Below are 26666 nucleotides of genomic sequence, written 5' to 3'. Positions count from 1 at the left end.
TTACCGCTAGCAGTCGAACGTTCCCTATCGCGTCCTTTTATATAGGACAGGAGCCTGGATCAGGCGCCTGGAATCAAAACCGCGAGTGACATTCGAACGTGAGTTCTGTCTCATGTTCTTCGAGTGGCCGCACACCCTTCGAAGACTCGGACACGACGCTGACCATCTGCCCGCGCTGCTGACAGAAATCGCTCGCGCTTTGCATGACCGCCTTGTGCGATCTCGCCCATGCGACGCTGCCGCCCGCAGCCGTCGCGTGAAGGGAATATCGTCCCGGGTTCGCCGCTTCCGTTACGGGACTTGAACTGGAGCAGGCCTGCATCATCAGCGTTGCGATGGCGAACAGGCTCGCCCATTTGACCAGCCTCGCTGCCGCAATGGTCAGCCCGCTTCTTGTCGGACTGGCGCGCCGCAGTCGCGCCTCATTCACTCCGATATCGTTCACAACAACCTCTACACCAGGCTCCCGTCGCGCTCGCCCTATGCGGCGCTGCGAAGATCTGCAGTATGAACGGTGGACGTCCTGCGATCAGCTAGCGCAATTGCAATGCTGTGTTTGAAAATCCGTATCGACGCTGGCCGATCAAAGCGCTTCCTGGCACAGCGACATCATTCGCTGCACCATCGTGCTCGCCTCGTTCAATTCCATTTCACTCGTAAAGAGCGCATTCACACTGGAAAGACGCACGGCGATACCCGCGTCCAGCAGATCCTCGCTTGCGATTTTCAGCGCGAGTTGCCCGATCCTGACCCGATCGAGCCAGTGCATTTTCACGTCGTTTTTCCCCAGCCAGCGACGGCAGCATTCGACGACATGATCGACACGCCATTCCTGTGTAAGGGCATGCGAAGCCGCCGCAATCGCAACAAGGAAGCAAAGCAGTTCCGGACGCGCACTGTCGGCGTCGTTGAATTCGGGTTTCAGCATGGGTTGTGGACCTCTATTCCTGTCTTCACTACGTGCGTACCGTTGCACCGAAATCAACCCGTGCGCATGGCGAACAAGCGGGCCAGCGCAGGCGTTTCTCGCACACCGACTCGGCGTGCGTAAGGCAAAAGTCTACGCCTTTTTGGACGCTCGCCAATCGAGAATCAGCTGAACGGACGTGCTCGAATCATCGGCGCAGATCGGCGTGCTAGTTCGTCAATCGCCGATACGCATTCAGATGCCGCAGCAACCCCTGCTGGTCGCCGAGGCCATCGAGAAGAATGGCGAGATTGTGATGCGCATCCGCGTACGACGGATCGAGTTCGAGACAACGCTCGTAACTTCGCTCAGCATCCGCAAGCCGATCCAGTCCCTCCAGCGCCACCGCACGATTGAAATGAAGCACAGCGTCTTCGGGGAAATACGACAGCGCGTCGTCGAAGACGCGCAGCGCGTCTTCGCAGCGCGCTTCGCTTTCGCACAGCAGCGCGCCGAGATCGACATACGCGGCATAAAACGGCTCGGGCGACAGCGCTATCGCTTTTCTATACGCCTGCTCCGCGCCTTTCGCATCCGACTCCATCAATTGGCCCGCGAGGCCATACCATTCGTCGGCTTCGCGCGCGGCGTCCTTCGGCTGCGGCGACGATTCGAGAAACACCACGTCGCCCCTGATCTGCGCCACTTCGAAGTCGAGCAGATGCTGGCCCGTGATCGCATCCCATTGCGACGGGCCCGTTCGCACCACGATCTCGTTGCCGACAGCCGTGACGCGAATGCCCGACAGCGGCAATGCATCGGGCAGCTCGGACCTGAGACGCTTCAACGCCTGCACGACCTTGCGCGGAGGAATATTTGACGCGCGCAACTGGAGCGCCGTCCTCAGCAGCACGACATCCTGAAACGTGAAGCGCAGCGCGTTGCGCGGGCCGCGCGTCGGCGTCACGAAGCCCGCGTCGACGAGTCCCGAGACGACTCGCCGCGACACGCCCAGCATCGACTCCAGCTCGCGCATCGACAGGCTATGCGCCGCGTCCGCTCCCGTCACTTGCGCGCCCGAACCTTGGTGGGCACTTCGGCGGCGGGTGCTTTCGCCGCGCGCGCGGCAGGCTTGCGCGTTCTCGGCGCGCCGGCGATGTCGGTCACGGGCTCGGCGGCCTTGCGCTTTTGCGCGCTCGCGGACGGGCTCCCGGACGAACGCGCAGACGTGCTCGCAGGCGCGGCAGCGGGCGTGGCCCTCGCGCCGCCTTTCAGACTCGCGCGCAATGCTTCCATCAGATCGATCACTTCGCCGCCCGGCTCTGGCACATCCGCGCGCTCGGCCGAGATGACCTGCTGGCCTTCGATCTTCCTGTCGATGGCCGCGAGAATGCGTTTTTTCTCCTCGTCCTCGTAGGCACTCGGGTCGTAGTGGTCCTCGGTGCCCTGCTCGATGATCTGCATCGCGAGCTTCAATTCCGATGCGGTGACGCTCACGTGCTCGATGTTCAGGTCCTTCAGCGAGCGCACTTCGTCTGCGAACAGCAGTTGCTGGAACACGAGGCCGTCTTCGGCCGGCCGCACCTGAACGATGCGCGTCTTGCCCTTGAACGCCCACTTCGCCAGCGCACAGCGGCCGCTCTCCGCGAGCGCCTGTTGCAGCAGGCTATACGGCTTGCCGCCGCGCTTGTCGGGCGCGATGTAATAAGCCTTGTCGTAGTACACGGGATCGACTGACTTCTCCGGAATGAAGGTCACGATCTCGACGACATGGCTCGCGCTTTCTTCGAGCGCCTTCAGTTCGTCGGCGGTGAAGACGACAAAGCGGTCCTTCTCGAACTCATAGCCCTTCTTCATCGACGAGCGCTCGACGACGGCGCCCGTCGTCTCCGAGATGTATTGCTGCTTCACGCGGGAGCCGTCGGGCGCGAGCATGTTGAAGCGCACGTCCGACGCGCTTTCGGTCGCGGAATAGAGCCGCACAGGAATCGACACGAGGCCGAAGGAGAGGGACAACGATGCAATCGAGCGTGCCGCCATGAGCTTCTCCCGTGGGCTGCTGCGCTGGCCGGCACTCGTCCGATGAAACCGGCGCAAGCGCGACGCCGCCCCTGAAATTACGCTGAACGCGTTTGCAAGCTTAGCACTGTGTCAGCACCGTGCAGCGATGGGCACGGCAGGGTATCGCTAGCCGAGAATCGGACGCGACGTGCCGGGAATCGGCCAGCCCCGGTTGTCGGTCGGCACGAGCTGGGTCTGGAACGCCACGAAGAGCGCCTGGAACCGCCCATCCACTTCGACCAGCACCGCGCCGTCCTGAAAGGTCCCGTTCTCCGATGAATGGTCCCTCACGTGGCTGCCCGGCTGCGGCTTCGGATTGCCCTGGTTCATGTGCGTCTCGTGCAAGCCGTCCTTCTCCGGCTCGAACAGAAAACCGAAGCCGTAAACGGTGACGTTCTTCGTGGGCTTCCAGCCGCGCCGGCTGTCGGTGCCGCTCTTGCTCCGATACACATAATCGACGGGCGCCGCCGACATGTCGAGCTGCAACATCCCGTTGACCAGCGCGTTGATGTCGTTGTGCTCGGTCTGCGTATCGAGTGTGATGGGGCGCATCGTCGTGAGATCGACGAGGCGCGTGTCGTGCACGTAGTCCAGCTTCGGAAATCCTGTCTGCGTGAGGCCAAGCGGCAGCCTGGCGAGATCGGCGATCATCGGATGATCGAAATACTGGTTCCACGCATAGAGCACGTGATATCCGGCGGCACCCGCGAGCGAGCTGTCGGACTTCACGTTGGTGACGATCTCGAAGTCGCCACCTTTGGTATCGTCGACCACGATCACATAGTGCGGGTCGCCTTTGTAGCCGTCGAGAAAGGGCACGCCCAGTTTCAGCGTGCCCTTGAACACGACGTAGACGTTTTGCGGCATCGGTGTGCTCCGTCGAAGAAGGTTGAAAGGCGGCGGCTTACAACAGCGCGATCACCCGCACATCTCCCTGCTCCGCCGACGCCACGACCTTGCCCGCGACACGCCGGAACGTGATCGACACCGAAGAATCGCCGACCCGCAAATCGCTGATCTCGATCCAGTCGATGCCTTCGGGCAGCATCGGCTGCTCGATCAGCACTTCGCGCCGCTCCGCGTCGATCGTTATGCCCAGGCACGCTTCGAGCATCATGAACGGCGAGCCGGCTGCCCAGGCTTGCGGCAGACACGCGACGGGATACGCCGTCGGCGGCTCGCCACGGCGGCGCGGAAAGCCGCAGAACAGCTCCGGCAGCCGCATGTCGAAATTGACGGCCGCCTGAAAGAGCGCCTGCAACAGACGCACGGCGGCCGCCTTGGCGCCATAGCGCGCGAGGCCACGCGCGCAGATCGCATTGTCGTGCGGCCAGACGGAGCCGTTGTGATACGCCATCGGATTGAAGCGCGGCTGGCCTGCCGCCAGCGTGCGCACGCCCCAGCCCGTATGAAAGAGCGCCGACTCCAGCGCACGCGCCACGGCTTCGCCGCGCTCGCGCGACGGCAAGCCGAACGCGAGCAGATGCCCCGCATTCGACGCGAGCACGCGGCAAAGATCGCCCTTGCCGTCCAGCGCGATGCCGTAGAAGTTCGTGTCGTCCATCCAGTACTTGTCTTCGACACATGCGCGTATCGCCGTCGCGCGCTGCCTATAGCGCGTGGCCTCCTCGGTCTCGCCGCGCAGCGTCGCGAAATGCGCCATCGTGTCGAACGCGGCGCTCGCATAGGCCTGCACTTCGACGAGCGCGATAGGCCCATCGGGGTAGCGTCCGTCCGCGTGAAAGACGGAATCGTGACTGTCCTTCCAGCCCTGGTTCGCGAGGCCGCTGTCCGACGCGCGCTGATAATCGAGCAGGCCATAGCGGTTGCGGTCGCACACGGCCGACACCCACTTCGTCGCGCGTTCGAGCGCCGGCCACAACTCGTCGACGAGCTTCGTGTCACCCGTGCGCGCAACGTACGCGCCCGCGAGCACGATGAACAGCGGTGTCGTATCGACACCGCCGTAATACAGCGCGAACGGCACCTCGCCCGTCGCCGCCATTTCGCTGCGGCGCATTTCGTGCATGATCTTGCCGACGGCGGCGTCGCGGAACGCGGAGTCCTCTTTCGCCTGGTGCTCGGCGAGAAAGCGCAGCACGCCGCGCGCGAGAGCCGGCTGCAGCCACAGCGTCTGCAGCGACGTGATGACGGCGTCGCGCCCGAATGGCGTCGAGAACCACGGAATGCCCGCATACGGATACGGCCCCGTCGCGAGATCCGTCGTCAGCAGATTGAGGTCGGCTTGCGAGCGGTCGATCCAGGCGTTGAAAAGCGGATTGCTCGAACGCACGCGCGCCGATGCGCGGCGCCGCTCGCGCATCACGAGGTGCGCGTCGACGAGCGCCGCGCGCACGGCCGAGCGGCCCACGCGAGGCCGCGCCGCATCGATCTGCGACACATGCAGCTCGGTGACGGTATGCGTCGATTGCGGCACGTTGACGTCGGGCGCGCCCTTGTGCGCCTCGACCTGCACGGCCACCGACAGATAGATCGACACGCAAGCCTGCGCCGGCAGGTTCACCGAGTAATCGGCGCGACCTGCGAGCAGCTTGTCGGGCATCGGCGAAAACGCGACGCGCACGCGGCGCACGACGTCGTCGAGTCCGACATAGCCGAGCAACACTTCGTTCTTGTGCACGCGCGGCGTTTCGATCGTGCCTTCGCGGTCGCGCTTCAGGCCGCGCACCTCGAACATGTCGCGAAAGTCGCCCGCGAACGAAATGGACAGCGGCACGACGGCATCCGTCGTGCCATAGTTGGTGAGCTCGATCGCCTCGTTCATCACCGTGCCCGACAGCACGCGCACGCGTTCGACGTGAATCACGCCTTCCGGCGTGCTGGCGCCGCCGAGCGGCGGCAGCGGGCGGTTGGTCAGATGTGCGGTGAATGACGTGTTGTCGCTGCTGACGCTGCCCGACAGCAGCGACGGCGCGCGGCCGCCGAAGGTCAGGCGCAATTGCGACAGCACGCGGGTATCGTTGACGAACAGGCCGTCGTCGTGCCCCGTCACATCGCCGAGCGGATCGTTGACGATGAACGTGCCGCCCGATTTCAGCACATGCTGCGTCGCGGCGGCGACGTTCAGGTTTTCGGGCGCGATGAACGCGGTGTCGGCGTCCTCGCCCTGATAGTCCACGCCGCCTTGATGGGTCAGTCCGCCGAGTGCTTCTGGGTCCTGCATCAGCATGCTCCTGTGCTAGTGGCTTCGTTCCGATTGTAGTGGGTTCGCGCAATTAGGACAGAGGATAGCGCGATGGGTGCCCCGATCTTCATGATTTTTTCGTGTAAGGCATGAAACGGGAGTCGAGCGGCGCACATGGCACGGGTCGTGCGGTCGATACGCGAAATGGCTTCATGCGCCGGCAGCGTTCTCAACTTACGGCCGAAACGCAAAGGAATTGGTTCGCGCTCCTGCCGATATCGAATGAAGTACTTGCAATGAAAACAGGCGCCGTTTCCCTCTTGCGGAAACGGCGCCTGCGCTTTCAGACGATGCCGCGGATAGCGGCGTTCAAAAGCAAGCTTCGATAACTGACAAACGCTTAACGGCGTGCGATCGGCTTTGCGTCACGCGGCGTTTCGCCGATGAAGAGCTGACGCGGACGGCCGATCTTCTGCTCGGGATCGGCGATCATTTCGTTCCACTGTGCAATCCAGCCGACAGTGCGCGCCATTGCAAAGATGCACGTGAACATCGCAGTCGGAATGCCCAGTGCGCGCTGCACGATGCCCGAGTAGAAATCGACGTTCGGATACAGCTTGCGCGACACGAAGTACTCGTCTTCCAGCGCGATCTTTTCGAGCGCCATCGCGAGCTTGAACAGCGGGTCGTCGTGCAGACCCAGTTCGTTCAGTACTTCGTGGCACGTTTCGCGCATCAGCTTCGCGCGCGGATCGTAGTTCTTGTAGACGCGGTGGCCGAAACCCATCAGCTTCACGCCCGAGTTCTTGTCCTTCACCTGTTCGATGAACATCGGGATGTTGTCGACCGAGCCGATTTCATCCAGCATGTTCAGCGCGGCTTCATTTGCGCCGCCGTGCGCCGGGCCCCACAGGCACGCAATGCCCGCTGCGATACACGCGAACGGATTCGCACCCGACGAACCCGCCAGACGCACCGTCGACGTCGACGCGTTCTGCTCGTGGTCTGCGTGCAGGATCAGGATGCGGTCCAGCGCGCGGACCAGCACTTCGTTGACCTTGTACTCTTCGCACGGGTTCGAGAACATCATGCGCATGAAGTTCGCGCTGTACGACAGATTGTTCTGCGGATACACGAACGGCTGGCCGATTGAGTACTTGTACGCCATCGCGACCAGCGTCGGCAGCTTCGCGATCATGCGGATCGCGGAAACTTCGCGGTGACGCGGGTTATTGATGTCGAGCGAGTCGTGATAGAACGCCGACAGCGCGCCGACTGCGGCGACGAGAATGGCCATCGGGTGCGCGTCGCGGCGAAAGCCACGAAAGAAGAAATGCATCTGCTCGTGAACCATCGTATGGTTCGTGACCGTCTTCACGAACTCGTACTTCTGCGCCTGGTTCGGCAGTTCGCCCTTCAGCAGCAGGTAGCACGTTTCGAGAAAGTCGGCGTTCTGCGCGAGATTGTCGATCGGGTAGCCGCGATACAGCAGCTCGCCCTTGTCGCCGTCGATATACGTAATCGCCGAATTGCACGACGCCGTCGACATGAAGCCCGGATCGTAAGTGAACTTGCCCGTCTGTCCGTAGAGCTTGCGAATATCGATTACATCGGGACCCATCGATCCTTTATAAACGGGCAGTTCGATCTTCTCGTCGCTATTCGAAAACGACAGCAAGGCTTTGGTCGTTGATACGTTCATCTGGGGATTCCTTTCGACTTTGCATTCCTGAGACATTGCGAAGCCGGCGATCACGCGCGTCCGCGCCTCCGGCAGCCGTGTGCATTCTACGGCCCGCATGCCGTTTGATTGCACCGCTCTCGCGCAACAATCAATCTCGTACGAAGCAATACTCGACCATGGAATAAGGCTCCCTCAACGACAGACAAATGAAAGAGAGAGCGCCTAGTGCAACAATGTTTTGCTCCAGCATGAGGCGCCAAACGCAATCGCGTCTGAGATACTGGATTCGTGTTGAGCTTCCCCCGCAAAACACAATGCTGTCTTTGACCCGCCGCGCGATCTATTGCGCGGCGGGTCTCTTTTAAAGTCAGATACAGGATGCACAAAATGAACATGAACATCGACACGCTCTTTCCCGCGACAGAAGAAACGGACGATATCGTCGTTACGGCGCTGAATCATCAGGACATCGTGCTCGCGCTGTCGGCGGCGCTCGCCACGGAAAAGGTCACGGTTCTGCACATGCTCTATCCGCGCACAGACGCGCGCACGCACCGCAGCCTCGACGAACTCGTCGACCGTCTGCATGGGCATGGCCTGCATCAGGTCGCGCGTCTCGTCTCGCAGGAAGCGCACTACCTCGTGTTCAAGGAGCCGGTGAAGGCGTGGAAGGCGTTCAACGAGATCCGTCACGACTCGCTCGCGATCGGCGTGCATCTGTACTATCGCGGCTTCGTCGGCGAAGCGGCCGAGCGCGCGCTCGACGTCGACGCGCACGCGAAAGACTGACCCGTCAGAAGAACTTCAACGCGAGGCCTGAACGAACGAGTCGACGAATCGGTTGAAGGCGGCGGGATGCGCGAGATTCATCCCGTGCGAAGCGCCTGGCACCGTTTCGCGGCGCGCGTCGCGCAGCCATGACGCGAGTGTTTCGGCTGTGCGCCGGAACATCAGCGGACTCTTCTCGCCGTCGATCAGCAGCACGGGACACTTCACATCCGCTGCGTCGTCGGGCGTATAGGCGGGCAGCGGATCGCGGAACTGGCGCGCAAGCGTGTGCGCATTGTCGGTCGCCATGCGCCGGAAATTCGCCGTGCTCTTCGACCAGAAACCCGGACGGCTGACGGAATCGACGAAGAGTTGCAGCCCCGCATCGACCTGCCCTTCTTCGATCAGTTGCGCGGCACGCGCCCGCAATGCATTGACCGTCTCCGGCAGGCTCGCGGGCGCACGGTCGCCGATCTGCAGCGGCCCGCCCGGATCGGCGAGCGTCAGCGTCTTCACATGGTGCGCATGACGGCGCGCGAAGTGATACGCGACACAGCCGCCGCGCGAATGCCCGACGACGTGCGCCGCGCCCGCGCCGAAACGCTCGATGAACTGCGCGACTTCATCGGCATGACTGCTCCAGCTGAACGGAATCGTCGCGGGCGTATCGGCGGCGGGCCAGTAGTGCGTGAGACTCACGGCCACGCATCGATAGCGCTTCGACAAGCCCGCGAGTTGCGCGTCCCAGTAACGGTAATCGCACAGTGAGCCATGCACGAACAGCAGCAGCTCGCCTTCGCCCTCGCCCTGCTCGACATAAGGCATCCGCAAGCCGTTGGGCAGATCGACGAAATGCGGCGATGAGGCGGAAATCGGAGTCACTGAAAGAGGCGAATGAAAAAGGCGCGCGATTCACGCGCGCCACAAAACCTCATTGTCACACAGCGCTTTCGCGCGCGTTTGCCGCTGACGTCGCGGGCAACACGGGAAAGCGGCCTTTGAAGCGGCCTTTGAAGCTGTCTTTAAAGCGCCCTTCGAAACGCCCTGGACGAATGTCAAACGATTGCGTCAGTCATATGCCGACATTTCGACCAGTCCTGCGCTAGCCGCCGCGCCTGCGCCGCGCACGGCGCACGTCAGCGGCTCATCGGCGACGCGCACGTCGATGTGCAGTTCGTTGCTGAAGTAGCGCGCGAGATTGCCGAGCAGCGCGCCGCCACCCGTGAGCACGATGCCCGCGTCCGCGATATCGGTGACGAGCTCGGGCGGCGCGTTTTCCAGCGCGGCCTTCACGGCCCCCAGCACCTGACGCAGCGGCGAGGCGATCGCCTCGACGATATCCTGCGTCGACAGCTCGACCGTGCGCGGCAAGCCGTCGTCGATGCCTCGGCCCGTTGCCCGCATCGTGTCGGGCGGAACGATCGCGAGCGCCGAGCCGATCGTCTTCTTCACGTACTCGGCCGTCTGCTCGCCGAGCAGCACATGAAAGTTGTTGCGCACGTGCTTGATGATGGCCGCGTCGAACTGGTCGCCGCCGACGCGGATCGAGCCCGTGTACGCAGTGCCGCCCAGCGCGATCACGCCGATCTCCGTCGTGCCGCCGCCGATATCGACGACCATCGAGCCCGTCGCCGACGACACCGGCAAGCCCGCGCCCACGGCCGACGCGAGCGACTCGTCGATCAGGTTCACTTTGCGTGCGCCGGCGGCGGCCGCCGCCTCGCGGATCGCGCGACGCTCGACCTGCGTCGCGCCGGACGGCACGCAGAGCGTGAACGACGCGCGGCGCGCGAAGAACGGCTGCGGACGCGCCATTCCCACGAACTGCCGGATCATGTGTTCAGCCGCTGGGAAATTGGCGATCACGCCAGCCCGCATCGGGCGCACCGTTTCGAGATTGACGGGCGTGCGCCCGAGCATCTGCTTCGCCTCGTCGCCGACCAGCGCGACGCGCTTGCGCCCCGCCGCCGACTCTTGCCTGTCGAAGCACACCACCGACGGCTGATTGAGCACGATGCCGCCGTCGTCGGTGTAGATCAGCGTGTTGGCCGTGCCGAGGTCGACCGCCACGGAGTCGCTGAACAGGCGTCCAAAAACCGATTGCGCATGCGATCTGGCCATAGTCAGGCTCTTTTAAAAGTGTTGAGCTGCCGGGTCAGCAGCGAAAATGTCAAACCGCAAGCAAGCATTGCGGCAGTGCATCGGAAAGTTTTTCCGGCCCTTGATCGCATAACGGCACATACCTGGCGAACTTTAGGAATATTGATTCAGGACATCGTCGAGCAGCCGCGCGAACGGCCGTGTCGACGAGTCTCTTGTGTGGCCGCGATGAACGCGGTTCAGGTCCGCGTGAGCGGCGTCAGCGCGCGCACCAGCGCTTTGCGGGCAAGCTGGACACCGTCGCCGGAAATCGTATGGCCGACGCCCGGCAGCGCGAATGCATCGACATCGAAGCCCGCGTCCGTCAGCGCGATCGCAGCGCGTTCGGTTTCATGCACGGAAATCACGGTGTCGTCTTCGCCGTGGATCAGCGTCACGGGCGTGGTGCTGCGCGTCACAATGGGCGACGCGAGCCGCCCTGAAAACGCGACCACGACAGCCGCGCCCTGCGGATTCGTCGCCACGTGATGCAGCGACATGATCGAGCCTTGCGAAAAGCCCACGAGCGCAAGCTGACCGTAACCGATGCCCCAATGCGCGAGCTCGGCGTCGAGCATCTTTTGCAGCGCGGGCCATGCGGACGCGACGCGCCCGGGACGGTTGCTTTCGTCGACGTCGCGCAGGCTGAACCACTGACGCCCGCCGAAGCCGCCGTCGAACGGCTCGCTGCCGTCGAGCGAGACGAATGCCGCTTGCGGCAGCGCTGCACGCCAGAGATCCGCGAGCGGAACGAGGTCCTGAGCATTGCTGCCGACGCCATGCAGCAGTACGACCAGCGCCGTCGCCGGTCCATCGGCGGGCGCGAGCCGCCAGCCGTTGTCGAATCGTTCCCAGGCCATCGCCTTCATCCTTTCATCTTGCGCCGCGCGCACCGCGGGCCTCTCCGCTGCCGTGTCACGCGCAGGCGGAGCATACGCCGCGTGTCGCGATTTTGCGCGCGTTTTGCGTAAAGCGTGTGTGGCGCCCAACAACTGACATCGACGGGCTACGCGCCACTGGACAACGCATTTCTGTTCCGCTCTTCGCGCATGCAAAGTGCGGGCCTGAACGCGCGGTTAAACACGGGCGCAAGCGCGGCCTCGAACGCAATCGCGCAGCGCGCAACGCCGCCGCGATGTCGCGATGAATCGCGCCCGCCTGTGCAATCGGCCGGTGCCGATTGGCGCTTGCGACTATCATCGGCATGAAGGGCCGTCAGTCACTGCCGACAAGGCCGTGCCGTCCGACGGCTTGCGCGTGTTCACCGCCGGAGATCCGCTTGAGCGAACCGAACGATCCGAACCGACCGAGCCCATCGAACGATTCCTCCTCCCCGCCGAAGCCCGCCGCGCCGCCGCCCGGACCGCCTGCTCCGCCGCCGCTGCATGGCGGGCAACTCGTGCTCGCGACCTTCGCCGTCGCGCTGGCAACGTTCATGAACGTTTTGGACACGTCGATCGCCAACGTTGCAATCCCAACGATCTCCGGCAATCTGGGCGTTTCCGTCGACGAAGGCACATGGGTCATCACAGTGTTCGCGGCATCGAACGCCGTGTCGATTCCGCTGACGGGCTGGTTCACGCAGCGCTTTGGGCAGATCAGGCTGTTCGTCGGCGCGATTCTCGGCTTCGTGATCGCTTCGTGGCTGTGCGGCGTGGCGCCGTCGCTGCCCATTCTGCTGCTCGCACGCGTGTTCCAGGGCGCGGTGGCCGGCCCGCTGATTCCGCTGTCGCAGGCGATTCTGCTCAGTTCCTGGCCGAAGGAGAAATCGTCGAGCGCGCTCTCGCTGTGGGCGATGACGGCAACTGTCGGGCCGATCGCGGGCCCGGCGCTCGGCGGCTGGATCACCGACAGCTACTCGTGGTCGTGGATCTTCTACATCAACATTCCCGTCGGCATCTTCGCGGCGGGCGTCACGTGGATGATCTACCGCACGCGCGAAACGCCGACGCGCAAGCTGCCCATCGATGTCGTCGGCCTCGGCCTGCTGATCACATGGGTCGCGTCGCTGCAGATCATGCTGGACAAAGGCAAGGATCTGGACTGGTTCGGCTCGCCCGTGATCGTCACGCTCGCGGTGACGGCGCTGATCAGCTTCTCGTTCTTCCTCGTGTGGGAGCTGACAGAGCCGAATCCCGTCGTCGATCTGCGGCTCTTCACGCAGCGCAATTTCCTGGGCGGCACGATCGCGATTTCCGTCGCGTACGCGGTGTTCTTCGGCAATCTCGTGCTGCTGCCGCAATGGATGCAGGAGTATCTGAACTACCGCTCCGTCGATGCCGGGCTCGTGACCGCGCCGCTCGGCATCTTCGCGGTGATCCTCGCGCCCGTGATGGGCCGCGTGCTGCCGCGCTCGGACGCGCGCATCATCGCGACGCTCGCGTTCGTCGGCTTCGCGATCGTGTTCTTCATGCGCTCGAATTACGTGATCGAGATCGACACGTGGCACCTTGTGTTGCCGACGCTGCTGCAAGGCATCCCGATGGCGATGTTCTTCGTGCCGCTGACGGCCATCATTCTCGCCGGTCAGCCGGGACCGAAAGTGCCGGCGGCGGCGGGCCTGTCGAATTTCGTGCGGGTGTTTTGCGGCGCAGTGGGCACGTCGATCGCGGGCACGGCCTGGAACAACCGCACGATCCTGCATCACGAACGCCTGACCGAGCAGGCCAACGCGAACAACCCCGTGTTCGCGCAGCAGATCGACGCGACGCAGACGCTATTGCACGTGAGCCCGTCGACGTCGAATGCGATGTTCGATTTCACCGTGAACACGCAGGCCGCGATGATGGGGATCAACGACATCTTCTATGCGTCGGCGATCATCTTCGTGCTGATCATCCCCCTCATCTGGATCACGCGGCCCGTGCGGGGCGGCGGGGACGCGTCGGGCGCGCATTGAACGTGCATTGAGCGCGCATTGAACGTGCATCGGGCGCGCATTGAACGTGCATTGGACGAGCGAGCGTTGACCGGGCGATGAAGGCGCATTGGACGCGCATTGGACGCGGATGCAAAGGCGCACGCCCGCGAAGCGCCCCTCGCGTGTCAGCGCAAAAATCGCGCGGGCGTTTCTCCGAGTGCGTCCCTGAACACGGCGATGAACGACGACACATCGCTGTAGCCGACCGCGAGCGCGACCTGCGTGACGCTCGCGCCCGCGCCAAGGCGCGAGAGCGCAGTCAACAGGCGCAACTGCTGACGCCACTGGCCGAACGTGAGCCCGGTTTCCTTCATGAAGAGACGCGCCGCCGTACGCGCGGTGATGGCCGCGTGCCCGGCGAAATCGTCGAGCACGCCGGGCCTGCCGGGATCGGTCGCGAGCGTATCGGCGATGAGACGCGCGCGCGGATCGCGCGGATAGATCAGCGAAAGCGGCGGGATGTGCGCGAGGCGCGACAGACGGTCGGCGATCACGGCCATCAGGCGCGACTCTTCGTCGTCCGCCCGCACGTGCGGATCGAATGCAGACGCCGCGCCGAGCAATTCGTCCACCAGACGGTCGATGGCCACGACGCAGCAACGCGCGGGCACCAACGGCGCGCCCGCATCGACGTGCAGGACGCGCAGCACGACGGGCGCCGCCGACGACATCCGGTGCAGCACATCCGGCAGCATCCAGACGGCGTGGTGTGGCGGCGCGACCCACAGGCCGCCCTCCGTACGCACGCTCAGCACGCCTTGCGCGACATGGACGCACTGCGCGCGGCGCTGCGTCCGCCACGGCTGATCGAATGCGCGGTGACGCGCGCCCAGCACGAATGCCGTCCGCGCGACAGAATCGGGATCGATGGAAGCATCGCTCATCTGACTGTCCGTTTTGCCCTGTCAGGAACCGAAACCGACCAAGATTAGCACGCACGATCTGCGGACATTCCATCCCGGTGCAACGCCGCCTGTCGCACGGCAAAGCAAAATTGAGCTTGACTGATTATCTTTCGATATATATCTTAAGATACATCTTACGACACTCGGAGATGCGCCATGCGTCATCACCATTCGCGCTTTTCACGCGAATTCTCGCGGGACGCCGCATTCAGCCGCGATCCTTCGTTGTTCCACCTTTACGAGCGCTTTCACGCGTTCTGGCACGCGATCGGCCGCCATCGCGGCGGCGGCCGTCATGGCGGGCCATTCGGCGGCGGTCCCAGCGGTCCCAGCGGTCCTTTTGGCGGCGGCTTCGGCGGCGGCCCGTCTGGCGGGGGTGGCGGGTTTGGCGGCGACAGCGACGGCTTTCCGCGCGGCCGCAAGTTCACGTCCGACGACCTTCAACTGCTGCTGCTCGCCCTGATCGACGAACAGCCGCGCCACGGCTACGAGTTGATCAAGGCGCTCGAAGCGCGCTCGAACGGCTTTTATGCGCCGAGCCCCGGCATGGTCTACCCGGCGCTCACGTATCTGGAAGAACTCGGCTATGTGACGGTGCAGCTAGAAGGCAACCGCAAGCGCTACTCGCTCGCCGACGCGGGCCGCGACTATCTCGCCGCGAACCGCGAGCGCGCCGATCTGATGCTCGCGAAGCTCGCGCACATCGCCCGCAAGATGGACTCGGTGCGCCGCGCGTTCGCGGGCGAACCGGGCGAAGCAGGCGACGACGCGCCGGGCGGCTGGCTGCCCGAGCTTACGACAGCCCGGCGCGCACTGAAAAATGCGCTGCTGTTGCGCGACAACGCATCGCCGGAAGAGCAGCGGCGCATCGCGGCGATTCTCGCGCGCGCAACGGCCGAAATCGAAAGCAAGCCGCGCGAGAACGGCCGCACGATGCCCGGCACCGACAACGGCGCGCCGGCCTGAACGATCCGGCCGACATCTGGAGAGAACAACCCTGTGCAAGCAACCCGATCCGATCTGACAGTGACGCGCGTGCGTCATCCGCTGAAATTCCGTCTGCTGCAAGTGAAGCGCGTCGAGACCGTCACGCCGCATCTGATCCGCGTCACGCTGACGGGCGACGATCTGCACGACTTCGCGTCCGCCTCGTTCGACGATCACGTGAAAGTGTTCTTCCCGGCTCCCGGCGAAGAAAAGCCCGCGATGCCGGAAGCAGGCCCGGAAGGGCCGATTTTTCCGGCCGGCCAGCCGCGCCCCATCGCGCGCGACTTCACGCCTAAGCGCTTTGACCGCGACGCGCGCGTGCTCGAACTCGAATTCGCGCTGCACGAAGCGGGACCCGCCACCTTATGGGCGGCGCAGGCGACGGCCAGACAGTATCTGGGCGTCGGCGGGCCGCGCGGCTCGTTCGTCGTGCCGATGGACTTCGACTGGCATCTGCTGATCGGCGACGATACGGCGCTGCCCGCGATCGGCCGGCGGCTCGCGGAATTGCCGCACGGCGCACGCGTCGCGGCCGTGATCGAAGTGGCCGATCCGTCGGCGCGCATCGAATTCGACACGGCGGCCGATCTGTACATCGAATGGCGCTATCGCAGCGAAGCCTCATATCGAGGCAGCGCGCTCTTGCAAGCCGTGCGCGAAACGTTCCTGCCGGGCGGCGACGGCTACGTGTGGGCCGCCGGCGAAGCGGCGACGATGCGTGCGGTCCGCCATCACCTCGTCAACGAGCGCGGTATCGACAAGTCGCGCATTCGCGCGTCGGCATACTGGAAAGAAGGCGAGCAGGCCGTCCATGAAAATCTCGATGACTGACGCAATGCTTTTACCCGGAGCCTCTGGATGCGCCCGCTGAACGAACCAAACGAACCCGACGGCCTGAACCAGCGACAAGAGCGGCGCCTCCTGTGGCTGCTCGCGCTCACGCAATTCACGATCATCATGGACTTCATGGTGATGATGCCGCTCGGCCCGCAGATCATGCACGCGTTCCAGATTTCGCCCGCGCGCTTTGCGACGGCCGTGTCGGCGTACTCGTGGTGCTCGGGACTGTCGGGCCTCTTCGCCGCGACGTACATCGACCGCTTCGACCGGCGGCGTCTGCTGCTCGCGATCTACGCGCTGTTCGCGCTGTCGAACCTGGGCTGCGCGCTCGCGCCGAACTATCCGCTGCTGCTCGTGGCGCGCGCGTTCGCGGGCATCACGGGCGGCGTGCTGGGCTCCGTCGTGATGGCGATCGTCGGCGACGTGATCCCCGTCTCGCGCCGGGGCGCCGCGACGGGCACGATCATGACGGCGTTCTCGCTCGCGGCGATTGCGGGCGTGCCCGCCGGCGTGATGCTCGGCGCGCATTTCGGCTGGGCCGCGCCGTTCGTGCTGCTGGTCGCGTTGTCGTGTGCGATCTGGCTCGGCGGTCTGCGCATCGTGCCGTCGCTGACCGCGCACCTTCAGAAGCAGCGCACGCCGCTCGCGCAGGTGCTGCCCGATCTGTGGCGGCTCTTTGCGAATGCGCGGCACCTCAACGCATTCGCGCTGACGTTCGTCGTGATGATCTCGCACATGCTCGTGATCCCGTTCATCGCGCCGACGCTCGTCGCGAATCACGGTGTCGCGCCGGCAAATCTGTCGTGGCTGTACATGGCGGGCGGCGCGGCGACATTCTTCACGTCGCGGCGCGTCGGACAGCTCGCGGATCGCCACGGCAAGAAGCAGGTGTTCCGCATTGCCGCGCTGCTGTCGGTGCTGCCCGTGCTGTTCATCACGCATTTGCCCGATGTGCCGTTCTACGCGATGGTGCTGTTCTTCCCGTTCTTCATGGTCGCGATGTCGTCGCGAATGGTGCCGATGCAGGCGCTGCTCACGACCGTGCCCGCGCCGCAAACACGCGGCGCATTCCTGAGCGCGAACAGCGCTGTGCAGGCGATGGGCACGGGCTGCGGCGCGTGGTTCGGCGGCCTGCTGCTGTCGACGGATGCGCAGGGACATATCGCCGGTTATGGCACGGTGGGGTGGCTCGCGACTGCGGGCGCCATGTTCGCGTGCGCGTGGATCGGGCGCGTGAAAAGTGCGAGGGATGAGAAGAATGCAGCGGGCGTCGAGGCAGCGCCCGCTGCGGGAGCGGAGGTGGTTGGCGAGGCGTGAGCAATCGTTGCGTTACGTCGAGTTGCCCAACAGATCCTCGATCATCACGGGCAGCTTGCGCACACGAACACCCGTCGCATGATGCACGGCGTCCGTGATGGCGGCCGCAATCCCCGCGAGCCCGATCTCCGCGATCCCGCGCGCGCCGAGTTCGTTGAACACGGGATCGGGATAATCGAGAAACGTCACGTCCATCTCGGGCGAATCCGCGTGCGACGCGACGATGTAATCGGCGAGATTGCTGTTGATGGGCGCGCCGTTTTGCGCGTCATACATCGTGTGCTCGAACAGCGCCATGCCGACGCCCATCACGACGGCCCCTTCGATCTGATTGCGCCCGGCGCGCGGGTTCAGGATGCGTCCCGCGTCCATCACCGTGACGACGCGGCTCACGCGCAGCCGCGCGATTTCCGGCTGCCACGTCACCTCGGCGAAATGCACGCCGTACGAGTAGATCGAGTAATCCTTTTTCAGCGGATCGTCGAAGCCGCCTTTCGCGCTGCCTCGGCCCGTCGCCGAATGCATTCTCGCCGCTTCCAGAATCTGCGCGAACGGCACGCCCTTTTCCGCCGCGTCCGTCTTGCGATGCACGCGCCCCGCACCGAACGCGAGCGCGTCCGCCTTTTCGGCGTGAAACGGCGAATCGCCGATTGCGACGGCGCGCGCCAGCACCATGTCGGTGGCCGCGCGCGCGGCCTGCAAGACTGCGGGAATCACGGAAGCCGTCGCCGCCGAACCGCCCGATACGGGCCCGAGCGGCAGCATCGTATCGCCGAGTCCGACTTCGATCTTGTCAAGCGGAATGCCCGTGTGGCCGGCGACCAGTTGCGCAAGAATCGTGTACGTGCCCGTGCCGATGTCCTGCGTGCCGCACACGACGCGCGCCGTACCGTCCGCGCGCAGATCGACGGTCGCCTCCGCCGAAAAGCGCAGCCCCGGCCAGCCGCATCCGCCGACGCCCCAGCCGAGCGTCAGCCCATCGCGCGTCATCGAGCCGACCGCGGGCGTGCGCTTCGCCCAGCCGAATTTCTCGGCGCCCGTCTTCAGGCACTCGACGAAATGCCGCGACGAAAACGGCAAGCCCGTCGATTCGTCCACCTTCGGCTCGTTCATCAAACGAAACTCGACGGGATCGATGTCGAGCTTGCGCGCCAGTTCGTTCATCGCCGATTCGAGCGCGTACAGTCCGGGCACGGCGCCCGGCCCGCGCATCGGCGTCGGCGAACCGACGTTGCGCCGCGCGAGGCCCGACCTCACGCGCAGATTCGGCACGCTGTACAGGAACGGCGTGATCTCGCCGCAGCTTTCCTGGTAGTCGTCGGCGATCGCAGCGTGGTTCAGGTAGTCGTGGCGAATCGACGTGAGCTTGCCGCTCTTGTCGGCGGAAAGACGCAGGCGCTGCTGCGTCGTCGGACGATGGCCGACGTTCTGGAACATCATCTTGCGGCTCACGACGAGCTTCACCGGCTGCCCCGTGTGACGCGACGCGGCCGCGGCGAGCAGCGTATGCGGCCACACCCACAGCTTTCCGCCGAAGCCGGAGCCGAGATAGCGCGAAATCACGCGCACCTTTTCTTTCGGCAGCCCGAGCATCTGCGTCAGCGTGCCCTGATGATTGGCGACGGCCTGCGTGGTCTCGTAGAACGTGTAGCCCTCGCCGTCCCAGTGCGCGATGCTCGCATGCAGCTCGATCGGGTTGTGCGTTTCGACGGGCGTCACATAGGTTTCATCGAGCTTCACTTCGCTTCGCTCGTATGCGGCAGCCGCATCGCCGCGCTCGCTCTCGACGTGCAGCTCGCCGCTCGCCTCCAGTTCGTCGCTGACGTCATACGCCGTCCGCTCGTAGCCGACCTTCACGGCCGCCGCGGCGGCGCTCGCCGCCTCGAACGTATCGGCGACGACAGCGGCCACGTACTGGCCGTAGTAGCGCACCACGTCGTCGTCGAACGGCGGCCGCGCTTCGTCGACGAAGCCGGTGTCGATCGAATTGCCCGCAATGCGATAAAAGCGGCCGATGTTGCCGCGATGCAGAATCATCCGCACGCCCGGCATCGCCTGTGCAGCGGCGAATTCGAGCGACGTCACGCGGCCGCTCGCAATCGTCGCGCACACGGACACCGCGTACAGCATGCCGGGCAAGTCGATATCGGAGGTGTACTGCGCGCGTCCGCTCACTTTCAGCGGACCGTCGATGCGCGACTGCGGCTGCCCGAGCACGGACAGCAAGGATTCGGACACAGTGGACATGGAAAGAAGTCCTCGAAAAGGGATCAGACGGACTGCGTGACCTGCATGAGCGCATGAATCAGGCAGCGCCGCGCGAGCTCGATCTTGAAGCCGTTCTGGCTCTGCGGCTTCGCACGGCTAAGCGCGGCATCGGCGGCGCGCGCGAAGTTCGCCGCATCGGGGACGGCGCCCGCAAGCTCCGCTTCGGCTTCCGTCGCGTGCCACGGCTTCGTGCCGACGCCGCCCAGCGCGACATGCGCGCGCGTGATGCGCCCGTCCGTCACGTTGACGACGACGGCCGCCGACGCCAGCGCAAACTCATACGACGCGCGGTCGCGCAGCTTCAGATACAGCGAGCGGCTGCCCGGAATGGGCGGCAGCGTGACGTGCGTGACGAGATCGCCCGGTTCGAGGACGGTCTCGCGCTCGGGCGTATCGCCTGGCAGCAGATAGAAGTCGTCGATGGCTATGCTGCGCGCGCCTTTTGCGCCTTCGACTTCGATCGTCGCGCCGAGCGCCGTCAGCGCGACGTTCATATCGGATGGATTAGTGGCGATGCACGCGTCGCTCGTGCCGAGTATCGCCATCGTGCGGTTGAAGCCGGTGATCGCGGAGCAGCCCGAGCCGGGCACGCGCTTGTTGCACGGCATCGCGGTGTCGCGGAAATAGACGCAGCGCGTGCGTTGCAGCAGATTGCCGCCCGTGGTCGCCATATTGCGCAGTTGCGCCGACGCGCCCGCGAGCAGCGCCTGCGACAGCACCGCGTAAGGCTCGTGAACGAGCGGATGCATTGCGAGGTCGGCGTTGCGCACCATCGCGCCGATCCTGATGCCGCCGTCGTCCGTCGTCTGGACGCGATCGAGCGGCAGCCGGCTGATGTCGACCACGCGGGCCGGCCGCTCGACATCGAGCTTCATCAGGTCGAGCAGCGTCGTGCCGCCCGCGAGAAAGCGCACGTGCGCGCCCTGCTGGGCCGTCTGCGAAGCGGCGCCCGCCGCGACGGCGTCGCGCACGTCGTTCGCGCGCGAGAGCTGAAAGAGTTCCATCGCGGCCTCCTCAGCGCTTGCCGCGCACGGTCTGGATGGCCGTCACGATGTTCTGATACGCGCCGCAGCGGCACAGGTTGCCGCTCATCGCTTCGCGCACGTCGGCGTCGTCGGGGCCGATGGCTTCATCGAGCAGCGCGACGGCCGACATGATCTGGCCTGACGTGCAGTAGCCGCACTGATAGCCGTCGCATTCGACGAACGCGGCCTGCATCGGATGCAGCGCATCGGGCTCGCCGATGCCTTCGATCGTCGTGATCGTGTCCTCCGCGTGCGTCGCGGCGAGCGAGAGGCACGCGTTCACGCGGCGGCCGTTCACGTGCACCGTGCACGCGCCGCATTGGCCGTGATCGCAGCCTTTCTTCGTGCCCGTCAGATGCAGATGCTCGCGCAAAGCGTCAAGCAACGTCGTGCGCGGATCGAGCGACAGCGCGTACTGCGTGCCGTTCACGTTGAGTTCGACGGGAATCGCGACGGGTGAAACAGGCCGGCCTGGCTGCGCGGCGGCGTCCTGGCCGGCTTCCTGGTGGGAATCTTCGGGTCGGGCGAGAGTGTGGGGCATCGGGGCATCTCCATGTGGCAACCGGAACGGAGCGAGCGGAAGAAAGCTGTCGAATGCCTGATGGCGCAGGTCACGATCCTCGACGGTATCGCGGAACCGTGAAGCACCGATGGACAAGCGCAAAGTATAGGCGTCGATCCGCAATCGCGCCGATGGCGTGCCATTGCAGAACGCCGCGCTCCGGGTGGCGGGCGTCAACCTGGAAGCGGTAGCAAGCGCGATGCCTGATGGTCAGGTCAACGGCAGCGCGAACCGCGCCGTGACGCGCCATAGTCGCGATACGGATGTGCTGCTGGGCGGCGTCGGCTATCGCTTTTGAGCTATCGCTTCTGAGCGCGCGGCAAACGATACGCTGCAAGACTCACGCCTGCTACGCGCCGAGGTCCGCTAGGGGGTGCGCATCCACGCGCCACGGCGACGCAAGGAAATGCCGCACGCGCTCGGGCCGCACTTCGGCGAGCGTCGCGGGCGCCCAGCGCGGCTTGCGGTCCTTGTCGACGAGATGCGCGCGCACGCCCTCGCTGAAGTCGCCCTCTTCGATCGCGCGCGTGACGATGCCGAGTTCCATCCTGAAGCATTCGGCGAGCGTCATCTGACGGCCGCGCAGCAGCGCTTCGCGCGTGACGTACAGCATGGTCGGCGAATGCGACGTCATCGCGTCATAGGCTGCCTGCAGCCATTGACGAACCTCGCGCGGATGCTCGCGCCCGAGATCCTGGTGCAGCGTCGCGACGATGCGCTCGATACCCGAGCGCCCGTCGAAGTGGCGCAGGATCAGCTGCGAAAACGCGCCGAGCACCGCATGCGGCACGATGTTGCACGGTGGCTCGAACACGGTGCGCAGCGCGCGCATCAGTTCGTCGGCGCTCGCGTCGGCTGTCGCGACGCGCAACAGGCGCTCTTCGAATGTATCGAGCCATTCGGACGGCACGCACAGATCGGCGAGACCGACATGCAGCGCATCCGCGCCCGTGAGCGTCGCGCCCGTCAGCCCGACATACAGCTCGACTTCGGCGGGCATCACGCTCAGAAAGCACGTCGCGCCGACGTCGGGCAAGAAGCCGATGCGCGTCTCCGGCATTGCCATCTTCGTGCGCTCGGTGACGACGCGCAGCCGCGCCGCCTGGCCGAGCCCCATGCCGCCGCCCATCGTGATGCCGTCGAGCAGCGCAACGACGGGCTTCGGAAACCGATGCAGCGCGTAATCGAGCCGGTATTCATCGATGAAGAACTGCTGCCAGCCGCTTTCATTGCGCTCGCGCATCGCGTGCAGCGCGCGCACGTCGCCGCCTGCGCAGAAGCCCTTCGCGCCCGCGCCGCGCAGCACCACGGCGACGATCTCGCTATCGGTGCGGCAGCGCTCGATCAGCACGGCCAGCTCGCGCACCATCTCGTGCGACAGCGCATTGAGCGCGGCGGGCCGGTTCAGCGTGACGATCGCGACGCGATTGACGACGCGAAACAGCACGTCCGGTTCTGCGGCCGGTCCTTGCTCGAGAACGGCGCTCATCGCTGCGACTCCTGGGTTGGCTTCGCTTGCGCCGCCTGCCATTGCGGCGCGCGCTTTTCGAGGAACGCGTTGACGCCCTCGCGCTGATCGGCGCCGTCGAACAGATCGACGAAGCGCTCGCGCTCGACGGCGAGCGCCGCCGCGCGCGGCACGCCGTTGCGCGCCTGCTGGATCAGCTCCTTGCTGAACGTGACGGCCTGCGGACTCAGGCCCGCGACGCGCGCGGCCATCTTCAGCGCTAACTCCCGCGCCGCGCCCTTCTCGACCACTTCTTCGACGAGACCGATGCGCAACGCAGTCGCCGCACCGACGCGCTCGCCCGTCAGCACGATGCGCTTCGCCCAGCCTTCGCCGACGAGCCACGGCAGCGTCTGCGTTCCGCAGCCGCACGGCAGCAGACCCACGGCCGTCTCCGGCAGCGCCATCACGGCATGCTGCTCGACGACGCGGATATCGCACGCGAGCGCGCATTCGAGCCCGCCGCCCATCGCATAGCCGTTGATCGCCGCGATCACGACGGGCCGCGCATTCTGCAATGCTTCGAACGCCGCGCCGAAACGCGCGGCCGCGATGCGCGCGACTTCCTTGTTGCCGTCGGCGAACGTGTTGAGATCGGCGCCCGCGCTGAAGAACTTCGGGCCATCGCCGGTGATGACGACGGCGCGGACTTGCGCTTCGCCGTTCAGGCGCTCGACGGTCCGCTGCAACTGCAACAGTCCTTCGGGCGTGAACGCGTTGGCGGGCGGGCGCTTCAACGTCAGCAGCGCGACGCGGCCTTCATGCGCGTATTCCAATTCGATCATCACGCGTCCCCATCCTTGCGATACAGCTTGATGACTGCGGAAAAGTCGAGCTTGCCTGCGCCCTTCGTGCTCATCGTCTGATAGAGCTGCTGCGCGAGCGCGCCAAGATAAACGGGTTGACGCGCGAGCTTCGCGGCATCGGTGGCGAGGCCCAGGTCCTTCAGCATCAGATCGGTGCCGAAGCCGCCCGTATAGCCGCGCGTCGAGGGCGCCGATTCGATCACGCCGGGGAATGGGTTGTAGGTGTCCGAACTCCAGCAGCGGCCCGTCGATGTATTGATGATCCCGCCCAGCACTTTCGGATCGATGCCGAGCGCTTCGCCCAGTGCCATCGCTTCGGATACGCCCGCCATCGTGATGCCGAGCACGAGGTTGTTGCAGATTTTCGCGACCTGTCCCGTCGACGTGTCGCCGCAATGGACGATGTTCTTGCCCATCGATGCGAGGACCGGCTTCACCTGCTCGTAGACTTGTGCGCTGCCGCCGACCATGAACGTCAATGTGCCCGCCGCCGCGCCGCCCGTGCCGCCCGACACGGGCGCATCGACGAACGTGTTGCCGTTTTGTTTCGCCAGTTCGGCGAAGGCTTTCACGCTGGCCGGGTCGATCGTGCTCGAATCGACGATCGTCACGTTCTTCGCGATGCCCGCGAGGATGCCTTCTTCACCCGTCAGCACGGCTTTCACGTGTGCTGCTGCGGGGAGCATCGTGATTACTGATTCGGCGTCGGTTGACGCGGCTTTCGGTGATGTTGCTGCTGTCGCGCCTGCGTCTGTGAGTAATTGCACTGCGTGCGCGTTCAGATCGAACACGTTTAATGCGTGGCCCGATTTCAGCAGGTTTAGCGCCATTGGCGCGCCCATGTTGCCCAGGCCTATGAAGGCGATTTTCATATCAAGATGTCCTCTTTTATGTCTGCGACGCTCGCTTCTTTTGCCCTTATCGCGGACATCCGCGATTGCGTTGGTATTTCAGCGTGCCGCTGGCATCCGCGTTGGCGCCTCGCGGCGCGGGCGTTGCCCCTGTGCGGGGCGGCACTTACTTTCTTTGTCCCCCAAGGGGACTTCCTTCGGGGCGCCGCCGCAAAGAAAGTAAGCGGGCTCACACCGCCAGTGCTCGGCATTTACCCACGGGCTCTCAACGTCCCCATCCCTCACTCAGCAACGTCCTTGACCCGCGTTCGTTGCCATCGCACTGGTCAACGCCTCACCCGCTTCACTCTCGTGCGCCAGGTCGAGCGGCACCGAAATTCTTTCCGCCCTATCGCTCAGTGAATAGGCGCCGATGAGTCGCAGACTCGAACAAGCTATTTCAGGCTGATCGTCGTATTCACACCGTCGCTCACGGTCGCGTCATCGAACCACCGCGCTGTCACCGTCTTCGTCTGCGTGTAGAACTGCACGACCTGCTTGCCGTATGGCCCGAGGTCGCCCAGCTTCGAGCCGCGCGAGCCCGTAAAGCTGAAGAACGGCACCGGCACCGGGATAGGAATGTTGATGCCCACCTGCCCAATGTCGATCTCGCTCTGGAACTTGCGCGCCGCCGCGCCGCTCTGCGTGAAAAGACCAACGCCATTGCCCATCGGGTTGCCGTTGACGAGCGCAATCGCATCGTCGAGCGTCGGCACCGTCATTACGCACAACACCGGGCCGAAGATTTCCGTCTTGTAGATTTCCATCTCCGTCGTGACATCGCCGAAAATCGTCGGGCCGACGAAGTTGCCGTCCTCATAGCCGGACACCTTCACGTTGCGGCCGTCGAGCACCAGCTTCGCGCCTTCCTTCACGCCCGCTTCGATCAATCCGAGAATGCGCTGCTTCGCCGTGCGCGACACGACTGGCCCGACGTCGGTCTTCGGCTCGTGGCCCGCGTTCACTTTCAGCGTCTTCGCCTTCTCGACGAGTTCGGGCAGCCAGTCCTTCGACGAACCCACCAGCACGACCACCGACGTCGCCATGCAACGCTGCCCCGCCGCGCCGAAGCCCGCGCCGACGAGCGCGTTCAGCGTCTGCTCACGGTTCGCGTCGGGCAGCACGACGGCGTGATTCTTCGCGCCCATCATCGACTGCACGCGCTTGCCATGCTGGCTGCCGAGGTTGTAGACATGCGTGCCCACGGCCGTCGATCCGACGAACGAGATCGCCTTCACCAGTTCATGCGTGCACAGCGCATCGACGACTTCCTTGCCTCCATGCACGACGTTGAGCACGCCCTTCGGCACGCCCGCTTCGATCGCAAGCTCGACGAGCTGCATCGTCGACAGCGGGTCCTGCTCGGAAGGCTTCAGCACGAACGTGTTGCCGCAGACGATCGCCATCGGGAACATCCACAGCGGAATCATCGCGGGGAAGTTGAACGGCGTGATGCCCGCGCACACGCCGATCGGCTGGCGCAGCGTGTACGTGTCGACGCTGCCCGCAACGTTCTCCGCGAACTCGCCCTGTTGCAGCGTGCCGATCGAGCACGCATGCTCGACCACTTCGAGGCCACGGAAGATGTCGCCTTCGGCATCGGGCAACGTCTTGCCCTGCTCGGCCGTCAACGTCTTCGCGATGCGCGGCATGTGCTCGCGAATCAGCGCCTGGTACTTCAGCATGATGCGCATGCGCGCGCCGATCGGCGTGTTCTTCCACGTGGCGAACGCCGCGTGCGCGGAACGGATCGCGGCGTCCACTTCCTCCTTCGTCGCGAACGGCACGCGCGCGAGCACCTGCTGCGTCGCCGGATTCACGATGTCGCGCCACTCGGTTGCGTTCGATTCGACGAACTCGCCGTCGATCAACAGCTTGACGGTGTCGACTTTCTGGCCTGCAACAGTCGTTGGAATTGCGCTCATGCTGGATGTC

General features: G+C 64.8%; 25 protein-coding genes. 6 read left to right on the top strand and 19 right to left on the bottom strand.

Annotated features, from left to right (window positions below; genetic code table 11):
• Positions 1 to 73 precede the first annotated feature (73 nt).
• The 7 genes from AB4Y32_RS06795 to gltA form a co-directional block, all read right to left on the bottom strand.
• Positions 74 to 430, bottom strand: coding sequence for a hypothetical protein (locus AB4Y32_RS06795; protein ID WP_368720596.1), 357 nt, complete (start codon positions 428 to 430; stop codon positions 74 to 76).
• Positions 431 to 583: 153 nt separating this feature from the next.
• On the bottom strand, positions 584 to 928 hold the full coding sequence (locus tag AB4Y32_RS06790; protein WP_368720595.1) for a hypothetical protein: 345 nt from the start codon (positions 926 to 928) through the stop codon (positions 584 to 586).
• Between the two features lie 208 nt (positions 929 to 1136).
• On the bottom strand, positions 1137 to 1976 hold the full coding sequence (locus AB4Y32_RS06785; protein WP_368720594.1) for a tetratricopeptide repeat protein: 840 nt from the start codon (positions 1974 to 1976) through the stop codon (positions 1137 to 1139).
• A complete protein-coding gene (locus AB4Y32_RS06780) occupies positions 1973 to 2947 on the bottom strand; it encodes a non-homologous end joining protein Ku (RefSeq protein WP_368720593.1) in 975 nt (324 codons plus the stop codon). The genes AB4Y32_RS06785 and AB4Y32_RS06780 overlap by 4 nt, the downstream gene beginning before the upstream one ends.
• Before the next feature lie 147 nt (positions 2948 to 3094).
• Positions 3095 to 3835 carry a YukJ family protein gene (locus AB4Y32_RS06775; protein WP_368720592.1) on the bottom strand — a complete coding sequence of 247 codons (741 nt, stop codon included), beginning with the start codon at positions 3833 to 3835 and terminating at the stop codon, positions 3095 to 3097.
• Between the two features lie 37 nt (positions 3836 to 3872).
• Entirely contained in the window at positions 3873 to 6152 is a 2280-nt protein-coding gene (locus AB4Y32_RS06770) for an amylo-alpha-1,6-glucosidase (protein WP_368720591.1), read from the bottom strand.
• A 361-nt stretch (positions 6153 to 6513) separates the two neighbouring features.
• Entirely contained in the window at positions 6514 to 7815 is a 1302-nt protein-coding gene (gene gltA / locus AB4Y32_RS06765) for a citrate synthase (protein WP_368720590.1), read from the bottom strand.
• 369 nt (positions 7816 to 8184) lie between these two features.
• Between gltA and AB4Y32_RS06760 the strand changes: the two genes are divergently transcribed.
• Complete coding sequence (locus tag AB4Y32_RS06760) at positions 8185 to 8586, top strand: hypothetical protein (RefSeq protein WP_368720589.1); 402 nt, start codon at positions 8185 to 8187, stop codon at positions 8584 to 8586.
• Positions 8587 to 8601: 15 nt separating this feature from the next.
• Here AB4Y32_RS06760 and AB4Y32_RS06755 read toward each other — a convergent pair whose 3' ends face one another.
• The 4 genes from AB4Y32_RS06755 to AB4Y32_RS06740 all read right to left on the bottom strand — a co-directional run bounded on the left by AB4Y32_RS06755 (position 8602) and on the right by AB4Y32_RS06740 (position 12141).
• Positions 8602 to 9390, bottom strand: a complete 789-nt coding sequence (locus tag AB4Y32_RS06755) for an alpha/beta fold hydrolase (protein ID WP_368721066.1) — start codon at positions 9388 to 9390, stop codon at positions 8602 to 8604.
• 243 nt (positions 9391 to 9633) lie between these two features.
• Complete coding sequence (locus tag AB4Y32_RS06750) at positions 9634 to 10686, bottom strand: rod shape-determining protein (protein WP_368720588.1); 1053 nt, start codon at positions 10684 to 10686, stop codon at positions 9634 to 9636.
• 218 nt (positions 10687 to 10904) lie between these two features.
• Positions 10905 to 11564: an alpha/beta hydrolase gene (locus tag AB4Y32_RS06745; protein ID WP_368720587.1), complete on the bottom strand. Its 660-nt coding sequence runs from the start codon at positions 11562 to 11564 to the stop codon at positions 10905 to 10907.
• A gap of 355 nt (positions 11565 to 11919) precedes the next feature.
• Positions 11920 to 12141, bottom strand: a complete 222-nt coding sequence (locus AB4Y32_RS06740; protein ID WP_368721097.1) for a hypothetical protein — start codon at positions 12139 to 12141, stop codon at positions 11920 to 11922.
• On the opposite strand from AB4Y32_RS06740, the gene AB4Y32_RS06735 reads away from it, so the two are divergent.
• A complete protein-coding gene (locus AB4Y32_RS06735; protein WP_368721065.1) occupies positions 12086 to 13603 on the top strand; it encodes a DHA2 family efflux MFS transporter permease subunit in 1518 nt (505 codons plus the stop codon). The two genes, AB4Y32_RS06740 and AB4Y32_RS06735, sit on opposite strands and share 56 nt — an antisense overlap.
• A 146-nt stretch (positions 13604 to 13749) precedes the next feature.
• Here AB4Y32_RS06735 and AB4Y32_RS06730 read toward each other — a convergent pair whose 3' ends face one another.
• Positions 13750 to 14508: a helix-turn-helix transcriptional regulator gene (locus AB4Y32_RS06730; RefSeq protein ID WP_368720586.1), complete on the bottom strand. Its 759-nt coding sequence runs from the start codon at positions 14506 to 14508 to the stop codon at positions 13750 to 13752.
• Between the two features lie 177 nt (positions 14509 to 14685).
• On the opposite strand from AB4Y32_RS06730, the gene AB4Y32_RS06725 reads away from it, so the two are divergent.
• The 3 genes from AB4Y32_RS06725 to AB4Y32_RS06715 are packed head-to-tail and all read left to right on the top strand — an operon-like array spanning position 14686 to position 17673.
• Complete coding sequence (locus tag AB4Y32_RS06725; protein ID WP_368720585.1) at positions 14686 to 15495, top strand: PadR family transcriptional regulator; 810 nt, start codon at positions 14686 to 14688, stop codon at positions 15493 to 15495.
• A 33-nt stretch (positions 15496 to 15528) separates the two neighbouring features.
• The gene (locus tag AB4Y32_RS06720; RefSeq protein WP_368720584.1) at positions 15529 to 16347 is read left to right on the top strand and encodes a siderophore-interacting protein; all 819 of its coding nucleotides are present in this window, start codon (positions 15529 to 15531) and stop codon (positions 16345 to 16347) included.
• 27 nt (positions 16348 to 16374) lie between these two features.
• Positions 16375 to 17673 carry an MFS transporter gene (locus AB4Y32_RS06715; RefSeq protein WP_368720583.1) on the top strand — a complete coding sequence of 433 codons (1299 nt, stop codon included), beginning with the start codon at positions 16375 to 16377 and terminating at the stop codon, positions 17671 to 17673.
• A 12-nt stretch (positions 17674 to 17685) separates the two neighbouring features.
• On the opposite strand, the gene AB4Y32_RS06710 is transcribed toward AB4Y32_RS06715, so the two are convergent.
• Genes AB4Y32_RS06710 through AB4Y32_RS06700 form a run of 3 tightly spaced genes read right to left on the bottom strand, consistent with a single transcriptional unit; the run spans position 17686 to position 21507 of the window.
• Positions 17686 to 19920 (bottom strand): xanthine dehydrogenase family protein molybdopterin-binding subunit, encoded by a 2235-nt coding sequence (locus AB4Y32_RS06710; RefSeq protein ID WP_368720582.1) that lies wholly within the window; start codon positions 19918 to 19920, stop codon positions 17686 to 17688.
• Between the two features lie 23 nt (positions 19921 to 19943).
• Complete coding sequence (locus AB4Y32_RS06705) at positions 19944 to 20945, bottom strand: xanthine dehydrogenase family protein subunit M (RefSeq protein WP_368720581.1); 1002 nt, start codon at positions 20943 to 20945, stop codon at positions 19944 to 19946.
• Between the two features lie 10 nt (positions 20946 to 20955).
• Entirely contained in the window at positions 20956 to 21507 is a 552-nt protein-coding gene (locus AB4Y32_RS06700) for a (2Fe-2S)-binding protein (RefSeq protein ID WP_368720580.1), read from the bottom strand.
• 157 nt (positions 21508 to 21664) lie between these two features.
• Between AB4Y32_RS06700 and AB4Y32_RS06695 the strand changes: the two genes are divergently transcribed.
• Entirely contained in the window at positions 21665 to 21826 is a 162-nt protein-coding gene (locus AB4Y32_RS06695; RefSeq protein ID WP_368720579.1) for a hypothetical protein, read from the top strand.
• Positions 21827 to 21877: 51 nt separating this feature from the next.
• Here the strand turns inward: AB4Y32_RS06695 and AB4Y32_RS06690 are convergent, their stop codons facing one another.
• The 4 genes from AB4Y32_RS06690 to AB4Y32_RS06675 all read right to left on the bottom strand — a co-directional run bounded on the left by AB4Y32_RS06690 (position 21878) and on the right by AB4Y32_RS06675 (position 26656).
• Positions 21878 to 23017, bottom strand: coding sequence for an enoyl-CoA hydratase/isomerase family protein (locus AB4Y32_RS06690; RefSeq protein ID WP_368720578.1), 1140 nt, complete (start codon positions 23015 to 23017; stop codon positions 21878 to 21880).
• Positions 23014 to 23820: an enoyl-CoA hydratase gene (locus tag AB4Y32_RS06685; protein ID WP_368721064.1), complete on the bottom strand. Its 807-nt coding sequence runs from the start codon at positions 23818 to 23820 to the stop codon at positions 23014 to 23016. Before AB4Y32_RS06685 ends, AB4Y32_RS06690 begins: the two co-directional genes overlap by 4 nt.
• Complete coding sequence (gene mmsB / locus AB4Y32_RS06680; RefSeq protein WP_368720577.1) at positions 23820 to 24713, bottom strand: 3-hydroxyisobutyrate dehydrogenase; 894 nt, start codon at positions 24711 to 24713, stop codon at positions 23820 to 23822. The genes AB4Y32_RS06685 and mmsB overlap by 1 nt, the downstream gene beginning before the upstream one ends.
• Before the next feature lie 413 nt (positions 24714 to 25126).
• Positions 25127 to 26656 (bottom strand): CoA-acylating methylmalonate-semialdehyde dehydrogenase, encoded by a 1530-nt coding sequence (locus AB4Y32_RS06675; protein WP_368720576.1) that lies wholly within the window; start codon positions 26654 to 26656, stop codon positions 25127 to 25129.
• Positions 26657 to 26666: the final 10 nt, after the last annotated feature.

The organism is Paraburkholderia phymatum, assembly GCF_040965635.1.
Lineage (GTDB): Bacteria > Pseudomonadota > Gammaproteobacteria > Burkholderiales > Burkholderiaceae > Paraburkholderia > Paraburkholderia phymatum_B.
The sequence above is the reverse complement of the archived record's forward strand: the minus strand, read 5'-3'. Positions and strand labels throughout refer to the sequence as shown.